The sequence below is a fragment of the Schaalia canis genome (genome assembly GCF_003858455.1).
In the GTDB taxonomy this organism is placed as follows: domain Bacteria; phylum Actinomycetota; class Actinomycetes; order Actinomycetales; family Actinomycetaceae; genus Pauljensenia; species Pauljensenia canis.
The window spans coordinates 1-245 of record NZ_RQZF01000067.1 but is presented as its reverse complement, the minus strand read 5'-3'; the positions used below and the strand labels follow the sequence as shown (position 1 = coordinate 245).

At 61.2% G+C, this 245-nt stretch carries 1 protein-coding gene; it reads right to left on the bottom strand.

The genetic code is table 11. The features are described from left to right. A partial coding sequence (locus EII11_RS11030) for a polymorphic toxin-type HINT domain-containing protein (protein ID WP_420820459.1) occupies positions 1-244 on the bottom strand: 244 nt, incomplete at its 3' end. Position 245: the final 1 nt, after the last annotated feature.

Sequence of the window (245 nt, the reverse complement as noted above, 5' to 3'; positions counted from 1 at the left end):
CTACCCGCTGGCCTGTCGGGGTGCGTAGGAGATCGCCTGCGCGTAGGTCTTGGGCGGGGGTGTAGCCCTTGCCTTCCACATAGAACGGGTGGGTGGCAGTGGTTTCTACCTTGCCTGCTGAGGTTTCCAGTTCGAGTACAGCCACGTCCTCATGCGTGAAAGTCTCCACCACCTGGCCTGGGACGTTGCGGCCAGTGGCCGCGTCAAAGGCGAGGATTTCATCGCCTGCTTGAACCTGACTGATG